Annotated in this window: 12 protein-coding genes; 5 read left to right on the top strand and 7 right to left on the bottom strand. The window is 43.5% G+C overall.

Going from position 1 to position 12,163, the window contains the following annotated elements:
- Positions 1-18: 18 nt before the first annotated feature.
- The 3 genes from G3570_RS05620 to G3570_RS05610 are packed head-to-tail and all read left to right on the top strand — an operon-like array spanning position 19 to position 3,073.
- On the top strand, positions 19-1,191 hold the full coding sequence (locus G3570_RS05620; RefSeq protein ID WP_249066729.1) for a M20/M25/M40 family metallo-hydrolase: 1,173 nt from the start codon (positions 19-21) through the stop codon (positions 1,189-1,191).
- Entirely contained in the window at positions 1,175-2,161 is a 987-nt protein-coding gene (locus G3570_RS05615; protein WP_165141251.1) for a glucosyl-3-phosphoglycerate synthase, read from the top strand. The genes G3570_RS05620 and G3570_RS05615 overlap by 17 nt, the downstream gene beginning before the upstream one ends.
- A gap of 3 nt (positions 2,162-2,164) precedes the next feature.
- Positions 2,165-3,073 carry an HAD family hydrolase gene (locus G3570_RS05610; RefSeq protein ID WP_165140156.1) on the top strand — a complete coding sequence of 303 codons (909 nt, stop codon included), beginning with the start codon at positions 2,165-2,167 and terminating at the stop codon, positions 3,071-3,073.
- Here G3570_RS05610 and G3570_RS05605 read toward each other — a convergent pair.
- The 7 genes from G3570_RS05605 to G3570_RS05575 all read right to left on the bottom strand — a co-directional run bounded on the left by G3570_RS05605 (position 3,070) and on the right by G3570_RS05575 (position 9,818).
- The gene (locus G3570_RS05605) at positions 3,070-4,845 is read right to left on the bottom strand and encodes an alpha-amylase family glycosyl hydrolase (protein ID WP_165140154.1); all 1,776 of its coding nucleotides are present in this window, start codon (positions 4,843-4,845) and stop codon (positions 3,070-3,072) included. The genes G3570_RS05610 and G3570_RS05605 overlap by 4 nt on opposite strands.
- A 196-nt stretch (positions 4,846-5,041) precedes the next feature.
- Positions 5,042-5,851: a DUF4382 domain-containing protein gene (locus G3570_RS05600; protein WP_165140152.1), complete on the bottom strand. Its 810-nt coding sequence runs from the start codon at positions 5,849-5,851 to the stop codon at positions 5,042-5,044.
- 184 nt (positions 5,852-6,035) lie between these two features.
- On the bottom strand, positions 6,036-6,947 hold the full coding sequence (locus tag G3570_RS05595; protein ID WP_165140150.1) for a hypothetical protein: 912 nt from the start codon (positions 6,945-6,947) through the stop codon (positions 6,036-6,038).
- A 19-nt stretch (positions 6,948-6,966) separates the two neighbouring features.
- On the bottom strand, positions 6,967-8,166 hold the full coding sequence (locus G3570_RS05590; RefSeq protein ID WP_165140148.1) for a glycogen-binding domain-containing protein: 1,200 nt from the start codon (positions 8,164-8,166) through the stop codon (positions 6,967-6,969).
- Between the two features lie 74 nt (positions 8,167-8,240).
- Positions 8,241-8,945 carry a glycogen-binding domain-containing protein gene (locus tag G3570_RS05585; protein ID WP_165140146.1) on the bottom strand — a complete coding sequence of 235 codons (705 nt, stop codon included), beginning with the start codon at positions 8,943-8,945 and terminating at the stop codon, positions 8,241-8,243.
- Between the two features lie 5 nt (positions 8,946-8,950).
- On the bottom strand, positions 8,951-9,514 hold the full coding sequence (locus G3570_RS05580; protein ID WP_165140144.1) for an RNA polymerase sigma factor: 564 nt from the start codon (positions 9,512-9,514) through the stop codon (positions 8,951-8,953).
- 79 nt (positions 9,515-9,593) lie between these two features.
- Positions 9,594-9,818, bottom strand: coding sequence for a hypothetical protein (locus G3570_RS05575; RefSeq protein ID WP_165140142.1), 225 nt, complete (start codon positions 9,816-9,818; stop codon positions 9,594-9,596).
- A gap of 301 nt (positions 9,819-10,119) precedes the next feature.
- On the opposite strand from G3570_RS05575, the gene G3570_RS05570 reads away from it, so the two are divergent.
- Positions 10,120-11,421 (top strand): sigma-54 interaction domain-containing protein, encoded by a 1,302-nt coding sequence (locus tag G3570_RS05570; protein ID WP_165140140.1) that lies wholly within the window; start codon positions 10,120-10,122, stop codon positions 11,419-11,421.
- 65 nt (positions 11,422-11,486) lie between these two features.
- Entirely contained in the window at positions 11,487-11,996 is a 510-nt protein-coding gene (gene lptE, locus G3570_RS05565; protein WP_165140138.1) for an LPS assembly lipoprotein LptE, read from the top strand.
- Positions 11,997-12,163: the final 167 nt, after the last annotated feature.

Below are 12,163 nucleotides of genomic sequence, written 5' to 3'. Positions count from 1 at the left end.
CTGAAAAGCAGCTCCATTTTGGAAACGAAAACATTTGAAGATATAATAGAGTCGATACCGGACCTCGAAAAAGCTGTCAAAGATCAGAAGGAGATGCTTTTGGCAAATCTTGTCATGATGGGGGAAATTCCGGCACCTACCTTTGGGGAGGAAGAACGCATCAATTTCCTCATTGACCGTTTCAAAGAAGCCGATCTTCAGGAAAACTCAATCGATGAAGTGGGAAATGGCATCGGTATATTAAAAGGTGATATAGGCGATGAAAATATACTCGTAGTTGCTCACGCCGATACCGTTTTTGACGATAAAACGGATCACACCATAAAAGTACTGAAAAATATGGTTCAGGGACCCGGTGTTGCCGACAACAGTCTTGGACTCTCAACTGTAGCGACCTTGCCTACCCTGCTTGAGAGGCTGGGCATCAAACTGAAAAATAATCTCATACTGATGGGCGCCACCCGCAGCCTGGGGCGCGGAAATCTCGAAGGCCTGCGGTCTTTCCTTTCCAATTACGATGAACCGATTAAGGCCGGAATCGGTCTCGAAGGAGTAGAACTCGGAAGGGTTAGCCATACCTCCATTGGTATGAAGCGCGGGGAGATCCAGTGCAGGGTTCCGGAAGAGTATAACTGGTCGAGATTCGGTAATGGAAGTGCTATTCTAACGCTGAATGAAGTAATTAATAAAATTAACAACATTCACATGCCCCAGCGCCCACGCACCAGCATAATTATGGGCTCCATCAGCGGGGGCAGCTCATTCAACACCACCGCACTGAAGGCCACCCTTCAATTTGAAATACGATCGGAGTCTTCCGAGCAAGTGCAGAGTATTCATCAAAATTTCGAAGAAATCGTCTCTGAAGTGGCCTCTAAAAGCGGAGACAGCATTGAGCTGGATATCTTTGCCCAACGCGAACCGGGTGGTATCCCTTACACTCATCCACTGGTACGCAATACACGGAAAATCCTCAATAAGCTGGATCTGGAACCACGTCCGGGACCCAGTACCTCGGAACTTTCCACGTTCATTGACCGGGACATACCGGCCGTTACACTGGGACTTACTGAAGGCGACCACATACATGAAGTAAACGAATCCATAAAAATTGAGCCTATGTATAAAGGTATAGCGCAAACAATTGCAACACTGAAAGCTATTGACGGAGGATATTGTGAAGAAGCTTAAAAAGTGGATCAAAGATAATACCTACCATCATTCCCAGTTCTGGGATTTGAAAAAAATGGTGGAGGCAAAAGAGAAGCAGGGTCTCAGCATTTCGCTCTGTCTGCCTACCCTCAATGAGGAAAAAACCGTTGGAAAGGAGATCATACTGTTCAAATCAGAGTTGCAAGACCGTTATCCCCTGATTGATGAGATCGCCGTTATTGACTCGGGCTCGGAAGACAATACCCTCGAGGTAGCCAAAAGCTTTGGTGCCGATGTTTACCTGGCTGATGAGATTTTACCTGAGGTCGAGAGTAAAAAAGGGAAAGGTGAAAATCTCTGGAAAGCCATTTACCAGCTGAATGGCGACATCATTGTCTATGTAGATGCCGATATCAGTAATATCCATCCTCGTTTTGTGTACGGACTGGTAGCTCCTTTGATATATGATCAACAGATACAATATGTCAAAGCCTTTTATGACCGCCCCCTTGCCTTCTCCGGCGATGTGCGACCCTCGGGTGGGGGCAGAGTTACCGAAATTCTTATTCGTCCCCTTTTCTCCCTCTATTTCCCTGAGCTGACCGGTATCATTCAACCCCTCTCGGGAGAATATGCTGTTCGGCGTGAAGTCCTTGAACAGATCCATTTCCCAATAGGCTATGGTGTGGAAACTTCTCATCTTATTGATGTATATACCAAATTTGGTCTTGACGCCTTTGCGCAGACAGATCTTGATCAGCGTGTACATGAAAACAAATCCACTCGTGCTCTTGGTAAAATGTCTTTCGGAATACTCCAAACCTTTATTAAGCGTGCCAAGGCGCTGGGTATTATTGAAAAGATATCTGATTTTGAAACCATCTTGCGGCAGACCCAGGCTCGAGATGATATTTATGAGCAGATAGAACTCGAAATCGTAGAGGAAGAGAGACCACCGATGATTGAGATTGAACAGTATCGCGAGAAGTTCAATAAGGTACTGGATTAAGCCATGGATCTGTCACTCAAAAAGAAATTGGTACATCGAATCAAAGAACTGGCTGAACCCCTAAGCCCCCTCCCAGCTGAACATACTACCAGGCTTAACAAGATTAGCGACATAAAGTGTGTGGCTTTTGACTTCTACGGTACGATGTACCTATCCGGTGTGGGTGATATCGGCATTGATGAAGATCAGGAAGATGAGAGCGAGGAGATATTTAGAAAGTCTCTGGAAGCCTCAGGATTTTCGGTACAGGATATCACTGCCGGATCACTTGGCCTTCAAATACTGAAGCAGTCGCTTGCACGGCATAAACAAAAAGCCAAAGAGAACGGAGTAGAATATCCTGAGCCGGAAATCAGGAAAGTCTGGAGGGATGTACTCAATGAGCTTAAAGAACAATCCCTGATATCGGGTACCATCGGTGAATCAAGTATTGCTTCTTTCGCAGTGGAATTTGAATTTCGTATTAATGCCATCTGGCCTGTACCTAATCTGGCCGAAATATTAACACAGCTTAAAAAGCGGGATCTTGAGCTGGCAATCATATCCAATTCACAATTCTATACCCCGTTGGCCTTTGAGGCCATAATGGGTCGGTCTCCTGAAGATTTTGGATTCAACAAAGATCTGCTGGTTTGGTCCTACGAATGCGGGTGTAAGAAACCGGATACAGCGTTATATGAGGAGTTTGTCGAGCGCATTCAGGAACAAGATATCAATCCAACTCAGGTATTATATATCGGCAATGATATAAATAAAGATATCCGCCCTGCTTCATACCTGGGTATGCATACGGGTTTGTATGTAGGTGATAGCCGTTCAATTCGACATGAGGAATCAGAATTGAAAAACATATCCCCTACCCCCGACATGGTGATTGATGACCTCTCCCAAATCGAGAAATGCTTAATTTAGACACGAATCCACATAACCTGGTAGGGTTCCAATTCAATCTCCTGATCAGGTGTAATAGTTCTACCCGATATCAGATCCCTGACCGGGTGTGACAGATCTGCCAGCGGCTGAACATCAGCTCTTTTCAATTTTTTAGGCTTTCCGGTCACGTTGGCTGCTACCAGGATATTTTCATCAAACTCTTTTGAGGATCTAAGCAGTACAAAAAGGTCATTATCCTTATTCAGTACCTTTTGTTCCGCCAAGGGAGAAAAAGCAGGTTGTTCCTTTCGTATTTCGATCAATTCTTTAAGCCGGTAAAATACCCGGTGAGTTATTGAGTCTCCGTCCCGAAGTCTATTTTGCAAGTCATCATACAGCCACTGTTTCCTGTTAATATCCCTCTTTACACCTGTTTCCGTGACCTGCTCGTGATCATTCAAGGTTGCAGTTAAATTGTGGATATAAAAAGCCGGCAATCCTTGCAAACTCATCATGATTATTTGCGAGCAGAGATACCGGTACATTTGTAATTCAGAATCGTCTCCATCCAGATCACGAAAAGCGTCAAAGTAGGTAATATTTAGTTCATAGGGACTTTCCGTGCCATCGGAGTTCTTTTTATAGGAGACGTGTCCCCCGCGTTGCTTGGCTCCGTCCACTAATTCATAAAATTCCACTTCCGGAACCAGTCCTTCCAGCGGCCTGACCCCTATTCCATCGTGCGATGCAGTAAAGTTAAAGTAGGTACAACCCTCAGGCGGCTCGGGAAGATTGTTAGCCCATTTTCGAAGGTATTCGGCATTCTCAGTTAAGATGGCATGCATTAACAGTGGAGGCAGGCTGAACTGGTAAACCATATGAGCCTCATCTCCGTTGCCGAAGTAACTGATATTCTCTTCAAAAGGCACATTGGTTTCGGTTATCAACGTAGTGGAGTGGTTCAGATACTCTACGATATCACGAAATAGCTTGACAATTCTATGTGTTTCCGGCCGGTGGATGGAATTGGTACCCATGTGCTTCCACAGGTAGGCTATTGCATCCAAACGGATAATGTTAACCCCTTTTGAGATATAGAATAAAAAGATATCTATCATCTCGAAAAGTACGTCCGGATTACTGAAATCCAGATCAATCTGATCGTCGCTAAACGTAGACCATACGTACTTTGTACCCTCTGCGGTCTCCACTTCCGTCAGCAGTGGCGTGCTTCTGGGCCTGGTAACCATGGAGAAATCTGAATCCGGATCCACATCAATAAAATATTCCTTACCGGGTGTCTTCCCTTCAATAAAATTTTGAAACCAGGTACTTTCACTGGAAATATGGTTAACCACCAGGTCAGCCATCAATTTATACTCCGAAGCCAGTGTTTCGATATCGCTCCAGCTTCCCAAGTCGTCCCTGACCTCTTTATAATCTATTACAGAAAATCCCTTATCGGATGAGTATGGGAAAAACGGGAGAATGTGAAGGGCATTAATGGTGTCATTAAGGTGCTCTTCCAGGAATTTTTGTAGTGAATTTAGCTTATGATTTTCACTTTCGGGCTCAACGATTGAATCACCGTATGTAATCAAAAGGATATCCTGTTCAGACCAGCGCTTCCGCGGTCCCTGCTTCTTTCGCAGGCTCAGGGCGTAACGGTCGACCAGTTCTTTAAAGCACTGCAGGCATCGGTCGGCCTCTTCTTCATCATAAACAAATTCAAAATGCCGGTAGATACTCTCCAGAACCTCATTGAATGTATCTAATGTAACAGCACTATTCTGATCAGGTTTTGCAGTCACTGTAGCTTTTTCGCTTTAATTTCAAATGAGCAAAAAATAATAAATCAAGAGCACAATGTAAGATATCAGAAAAAGTTAAATAGGCGCTTAACTTTAATAGTGGAAATGCACTTAATCAGAGAAATATTCAGGAAATAAAAAAGGCCTGTCGTCAAACAGGCCTCTTTTCTCCTATTGGGGTATTAGCCATCTGTCATTAATTCTGTGTCTCAAGCTCTACAGTTCCTATATCACTGGCTTCTCCTACTTCAACTTCTACACCGGTGGTTTCGGTTACTGCATAACCATCTTCCCTCGCTTCAAATCGAACAGTGTAAGTTCCGGGGTCAAGACCTAGCAATTCAAAAGTTCCATCAGTTTCATCAGCAAAGGTACTAGTTATTACTTCATCATTTTGAACAGCGTGAACTTCAGATCTTGCCTCTGCCGGTAAAACAGTACCAACAATCTTACCGGTTGCAGCTAAGTTTGTCGCCCGTATTACCGGCTTCAAAAGAAGCTGACCACTATTCCCTGCTTCCACAACAGACTTGCTGGCATTAAAGTCAAGCAAAAGGGTGTAGGTAAATCCTGATTCAATTTCAGCATTTACATTCAGCTTAACACCTGTCTGAGATCCACTTGGTACAGTAAGGACATCTGATTCATTGTTTTCGTAAACAATATTGTGTCCGTCAGTAGCCAGAATTAAACGAATCTGCTCGTATGTGCCGGGTTCCAGTTCTGCATCACCCAGAACGGCGTATGCGCCATTGGTAAGACTCAGCAAATTATAAGATTGATTCGGTTCACTGATTGTGACCCATCCTTCATCGGATTCAGAATTATTTACCTGAACAGAGTCAATAACAACATTAACTTCTTTTGCATTTTTAATGGGGGCATCTACCATACGTACTTCCAGAGTACCCATGCCGGAATCGGGAGAAGTGCTGCAACCTGCAATAAATAATGCCAGTGCAAATACTGAGGTCACTAAATAGCGTAGCGTCTTTTTAGAAAACATAGTTTAACTCGGTTAATTATGGAATATTTTTTGAATCTGTGGGTAAGACGATCGAAAAATAAAAGGGTTACAATAAAATTAGTGCGCAAAATAGCCCTTGAGAGTACATCAGGTGGGATATAAAAAAAGCGCACCTGATTTGGATGCGCTTTTAAGTTTAAAAAGCTTTTAGTGATGTAAGGACTTAACCGTTATTCCCATTATTACCGCTGTTACCCCGGTTTTGCTTGTTTTCAAGTCCCGGAGGGGTTCCACCGGGAGGGCCTCCACCCACATTTCCATTGAAAAGATTCTGTAATATCTTTTTGGCCGGAATACCGTCTCTCATCTGGCGGGCCACTCCCTCGATGACGCTGGCTGCAGGAAGTTGGCTTCTCTGCTGGGCCATTTTCATGGCTGCAGGCAGTCTCTGAATTTCAGCTGTTTTAAAACCGCCTTTCAGGGACCTGACAATAAGTGAACGCGAAGCTTCCGGTTGCTCTAATGTCGAGGGTAACTCTGCAAATACACCGACTGATGCAACTACATTTGACGGATCGGTATTTCCGGAAAGTTCACCGCTTCCTATTTCGTCAAGCAATTTCTGCATTTCTTCGGCAGGAATATCATTCATAAAGCCGCGAGATGTTGCCTTGATCATTTCATTTCTGAACTGTTGCTTGTTCATTCCTGCATCAGGCCGGTTCATCATCTGCTGTACATTTGGACGTTCTATCCACGATTCGACTACAGGTCCGGCATTTTGCACTGACTGTTGCATGCTTCTAAGTACAGGCATCATTCTATTGGCGGGAACTCCTTTCGATAACCCTTCAAGAGCTTTCTGCAATACCGTCTCGGAAGGCAGGTTTTCGTCGGCCAAAGCTATAGCCGGTTCAATAATCTCCATCAACTGCTGATCGGTCAATCCTCTGCTTTGCGCACGTTTCTGTAACTCCTGAAGCTGGGTTTGCTCAACACCCTTATTTCGGGCTTGCTCCATCATCTCCTGCAGAGATGTAGCTTGCGCCTGCAATAACGATGGCAGAAGTGTTAAACCCAGTAACAGCAGAGGGATTGCCAGTAATTTCGGTAACATATGTTTTGAATGTTTCATAATAATAACCTTCCAATATTTATTCGACGAGTAACATTGCATTCTCTCCGCCGAATCCGTCGTCAACGGTATAGGTGTCGTTTGAAAATTTTAGCCATTCTTCGGTATCTCCTTCCACATGGAGTATCTTGTATTCATAAGCGCCAGAATCTAACGAGATCTCTGCGGCGTATGTCTTTTTGTTTTGTTGTGTCAGCGGGATACCGGCTCTGTTCCAATTATTGAAATCGCCTACCAGGTATAATCTGCCTCCACCGCTGAAGTTTATATTCATTGCCATCAGCTGCTCTCTTCTTTTCTCCCATTCAGGCTCGATGACCCTATTGGAAGAACGTCTTATGATATTGGGCTGCAGTGAAAGACGAACACCGCCGGATATCTGCATATCCGTGATCCTTTCATCAGATGTCGTAATATTCCTGTTCAAACCTTCTATCGATGCAAATATTGAAACCGTTTTGTTTATAGGATAATCACCTGTCAAGCCCAATCGTAGTATGCGATCAAACTCCTGGTTTGTAACAGTCTGTGTTTCGGGCGGTGGTCCTCCACCGGGATTTCCTACAGGCGCCCCCCCACTTGTTGTTGTGGTCGTAAAGTCGAAGCCAAATTGTTCAATACCCGCTTTAGCTGTAATACTCGATCCATTAAGAAATACGTAACCGGCGGATATGGTAGAACTGAACTGTTCATTTACAGCGGGTAGTTTATCCAGGGAACTGAATAAGGTAGCTCTCAGCTGCCAGTTGTAGGTTGGCCAGCTTTCAAACTCCAACCCGTAAAAGTCAAAACGTCGGTTGGTATTTAAACTGTCAGAAAAATTCTTGTATGATCGATGATTGACACCAAGCTTGAGTTTGAGCGAAGTAAACGGAGATACAAACCAGGTAACATAAGGTTGAGCCCAAACCATGGTTCGCTTGAAATTACTGCTGAAATAACTTCCACCGGCCTCAATACCACCGTTAAAATCCGGAGAGAATCTTCTGCGATACTCTACCATGCTGAGTCCGCCTCTCCAAATGTTTTGGTTGTTTAGAAATGGCTCTGCTACCAGACCGAGTGTAATATCCACACTATTATTGCTGTCGTTCCAGAAAGACTGCCCGAATACCGAAACCAGTCCGTACCCGGAACTAGCCGATTCATCCCATTCCGCAAAAAACGGGTTCAGATAGGTATTGCTGGAATAGCCCACCCTGGAGTCTACAGATACCATCGTATGCCAATTCTGAGCGAATGACAAACAGGGTAACAGACTGAATAATAATGCTATGAGGAGTTCTCTACGGATCATAAATAGATAACTGCATTTTTATTACCGAAGCCGTCATCCTGCTGAACAGGAGCCAGCGGATCGGTAACCCATTTTTCGCCGTTTTTGATAAACATATAGCGATGCTCGCCTCGATCCATCGGTATCAAACCGGTCCATACTTGTTGACCGTTGAGGTTTTGCTTGGTGAGTTCTATTGGATTCCAGTCGCTAAAATCACCGGCGATACTTACTGATTCTGCATCTTTATCAATGTAAACAAAGCGGGTCCATACCTGTTCACCGCTGTCAGAAACCTGCTCTACAACGGGACCGTCAATATTATTCGTCACAATCTGGTTATCAGCGGATTGTTCAGAAACATAGGGTAAGCCAACTAATACGGCTATCAGCAGCACCATGGCCATTGCGAAAGCCGGGCGCATCTGAATTTCCCGTGGTTCAAAAAGTGAGCCTATCCAATTCATAAACTGAGCTGCAAAGCCGGGTTGCGTCTCATGAACCGTTTCCTCGGCAGTATCAATTGCCTGCATGACCGAATCGCTGAAACCTTCAGGTACCTCATAGGAAGAAAAATCCGTTCCGTTCAACAGCTGTTCAAAACGAAGCAAGGAACGCATATCCTCATCATCAGCAATCATATGCAATGCTTGCTGCTCCTCATCGGCACTTAAGTCACCGTCAAGGTATTTGCGAAGTATTTCTTCTTTTGTCTGGTTCATAGCATTTAGCTTTTCTGTTCCATAATGTCTTTCAACTCCTTGCGAGCCCTGTGGACACGTACTTTCAGTGCACTCACCGATTCACCTAATCGTGATGCCATCGCCTTGTAAGTCATGTCATCACGATATTTCATTAAAAATGCCTCTGCGTAATCAGAGTTAATCTGCTTCAAGGCCATGCTTAACAATGCACTCTGTTCTTTTACTTCAATTTCTTCTTCGGTTGTGTTTTCTTGCGACATTTTAGATTGCAATTCAAAACTTTCCATCTCACTGAACCTCTTGTTATTACGCCTGATATTCTTGGCGTAATCCCTGCAGTGATTTTTAGCAATCATGTACAACCAGGAAGAAAATTTTGATTGACGGTTAAACGAATCCAGTTTTTCATAGGTCTTTACAAATATTTGCTGCGCCAATTCCTGAACTTCTTCCTCATCATTTACAAAACCTCTGACCACATGAAAAACGACTGGCGCATATCTATCAACAAGCTTCCGGTAATGGTTATTATTACCATCCAGAATTTTGTCAATTAACTGAATTTCGTCGGATGTCTCTTCGGTCATTTACGTCTCTTTTACGCAGTGTATTTGAGACGTATTATAAATAACTTATTTGATAACCTTCAATTCAGTTTTATACTTATCAGTAAATAAAGCCTTCTTTCATTTCGATTGACTCAATTTCAAAGATCGTCATGATGGATACACTCAGATCCTGAGCAACCGTGAGATCACTGCAATCCTCATTTTGCCTGATATTCTTCCAGAACATTTTTTTATCACTTTTTTCCTCAAAATCAGCTTCTATTTCGTCTAAAACGGAGTTGTACTTTTCCATATTTGCTGTCTCTTTTTTGTTTTTAGCCATATAGACCAACGAGATATTTCTCTATTGCTGTGGATATGACGACTGAAAAAAGAAATGGTTACTAAAAAATTGTGGTTTTTAGGAACTGCAAACTACAGGCATATTCCGGCTTATTAACGCTTTTTGGATAATTAATTTCACAAGTACCAAAATATTGATCGAATGGTATTTTAAGACTGACTGTTAAGTCTTTGTCATAGTCGTGTAAGGTCTTTGAATTATGCGAATATGATACGTTTTGTTAACTTTAAGTTTGGATTTGGAAGCAAATACGAATCAACATTTTTAGATTTTATCCTCTATGGATCGTGAAGCATTTCAGGAAAGATTTGGATTGATCGGTGAATCTGCTGCACTTAAGCAGGTTATCGATAAAATTATGCAGGTTGCAGACACCGATATCACCATACTGCTAAAAGGAGAAAGCGGTGTAGGTAAGGATATCACGGCACGTGCCATACATTCCATCAGTCAGCGTAAACATAATGACCTGGTCATTGTCAATTGCGGTGCCATTCCGGAAGGCATCATTGAAAGTGAGCTCTTTGGTCACGAAAAAGGCTCATTTACAGGGGCCCATGAAGCAAGAGAAGGATATTTTGAAAAAGCCGATGCCGGTACCATCTTTCTCGATGAGATCGGTGATACACCCAAAAATGTGCAGGTAAAACTGCTTCGCGTTCTTGAATCAGGTGAATATTTCAGGGTAGGTTCCAGCAAACTGCGCACCACTGATGTGCGTGTGATTGCAGCTACCAATAAGGATCTATGGAATGAAGTCAAAGAGGGCAATTTCAGGGAAGACCTCTACTATCGGCTGGATACTGTGAAAATCAAGCTCCCTCCGCTTCGGGAAAGACAGGACGACATCATTCCCATATTCAGAAAGTTTGTTACGGAATTCTCGGCTAAATACGATTCGGTCTTTAAAGGGTTTTCTGATGACGCCAAAGATCTGCTGGTTTCCTATCGCTGGCCCGGCAACGTGCGAGAGTTGAAGAATGTGGCAGAACAGCTTGTAGTGCTTGAAAAATCACAGTTTATTGATACCGAAAAACTTCAGAAATATCTTAAGGGCCGTCAGCATACCGGCTCTGCCGATAACCTGCCTGTATTATCCCGGGATGTAGAGCAAAATCGGTCTCAGGACGGTGCCTCTTTTGGAGCAGGTGATCAACAGCTAATTTATAAGGCACTGGTCGAATTGAGAAGTGATATCGGCGACCTTAAAAAGATGCTAGCCAGTTTTCTGTATTCTACATTTTCCGGAAAAAATCTGAAGGCCTTGCCTCAGAATATTCAGGATGAAATGCAGAGCAGTGAAATGTATGATATCAAATCTGATGTCAGCGAAACGGAAAGTGAGTCACTCGGCGTGCAATCCTTTGCTGATGCTGACATTTCTGAAGAAGAACCGGAAGAACAAAACGAATTTCGTGAATTTTTTAACGGAGATATCATACCTTCCATTGAGAAGACCGAGCAGTTTCTTATTGAACAGGCGTTGAATAAATTTGACGGCAATCGCCGAAAAGCCTCCGAAGCACTGGGTATCAGCGAAAGAACACTGTACCGAAAACTGGATCAGTACGGACTGCAGTAAATCGATTTTTATTTCATCTTATGAACCCCAACATGATATCTGCCTTTAAAAAGCGTGATCTTTCTATGAAAGCCAGAAGATGGATTCCACTCTTCCTGGTACTGTTGCTCGCCAGTGGATGTGTTCGGTACAGTTTCACAGGTACCTCCATTCCTGAGAATGTAAGTTCGATATTCATACCCTTCTTTGCTGATCAATCCTCCAGCGGGATAGGTGATCTAAGTGACAGATTGAATCAGATCATTATCAATCGATTTATCAATCAGACACGCCTGCGCTCGGCCAACTCGCGGGGTGAAGCAGATGCCGTGCTGGAGGGTTCCATTGTTTCCTACCAAAATCGACCGTTCAGCATCACGGGTGATCAGGAAGCAGAGCAAAATGAGGTTACCATTACCGTGAGAGCCACGTACCAGTACACCGATCAAGAGCAGCCTGAGTGGAGTAATTCCTATACCGGTAAAGCAACTTACGATCCCAATGAAGATCCCATACAGGGCGAAACCAACGCCGCAGAAGAAGCCATTGAGCAGATCGCAAATAATATGTTCAACGATGCCGTCAGCGGGTGGTGATACTATTTAGTGAATTGGTGAATTGACAAATGCGTGAAGATTTACAAGAATTATAACAATTACTTTATTCAACAAATCATCAATTCACCAATTCAACAATTAATAGCTCCTTGACTGCTAGCGGCAACAATTCGTATTATAGTGTACACTTTTTCGGGAACCAATAA

The sequence above is a fragment of the Halalkalibaculum roseum genome, assembly GCF_011059145.1.
GTDB lineage: Bacteria > Bacteroidota > Rhodothermia > Balneolales > Balneolaceae > Halalkalibaculum > Halalkalibaculum roseum.
The sequence above is the reverse complement of the archived record's forward strand: the minus strand, read 5'-3'. Positions and strand labels throughout refer to the sequence as shown.

Bases quoted from the DNA above. Each gene is read 5' to 3' on its own strand.
- G3570_RS05610 (WP_165140156.1), top strand. From the start codon at position 2,165: ATGGATCTGTCACTCAAAAAGAAATTGGTACATCGAATCAAAGAACTG.
- G3570_RS05600 (WP_165140152.1), bottom strand. From the start codon at position 5,851: ATGTTTTCTAAAAAGACGCTACGCTATTTAGTGACCTCAGTATTTGCA.
- G3570_RS05595 (WP_165140150.1), bottom strand. From the start codon at position 6,947: ATGAAACATTCAAAACATATGTTACCGAAATTACTGGCAATCCCTCTG.
- G3570_RS05590 (WP_165140148.1), bottom strand. From the start codon at position 8,166: ATGGTATCTGTAGACTCCAGGGTGGGCTATTCCAGCAATACCTATCTG.
- G3570_RS05585 (WP_165140146.1), bottom strand. From the start codon at position 8,945: ATGAACCAGACAAAAGAAGAAATACTTCGCAAATACCTTGACGGTGAC.
- G3570_RS05580 (WP_165140144.1), bottom strand. From the start codon at position 9,514: ATGACCGAAGAGACATCCGACGAAATTCAGTTAATTGACAAAATTCTG.
- G3570_RS05575 (WP_165140142.1), bottom strand. From the start codon at position 9,818: ATGGCTAAAAACAAAAAAGAGACAGCAAATATGGAAAAGTACAACTCC.
- G3570_RS05570 (WP_165140140.1), top strand. From the start codon at position 10,120: ATGGATCGTGAAGCATTTCAGGAAAGATTTGGATTGATCGGTGAATCT.
- lptE (WP_165140138.1), top strand. From the start codon at position 11,487: ATGAAAGCCAGAAGATGGATTCCACTCTTCCTGGTACTGTTGCTCGCC.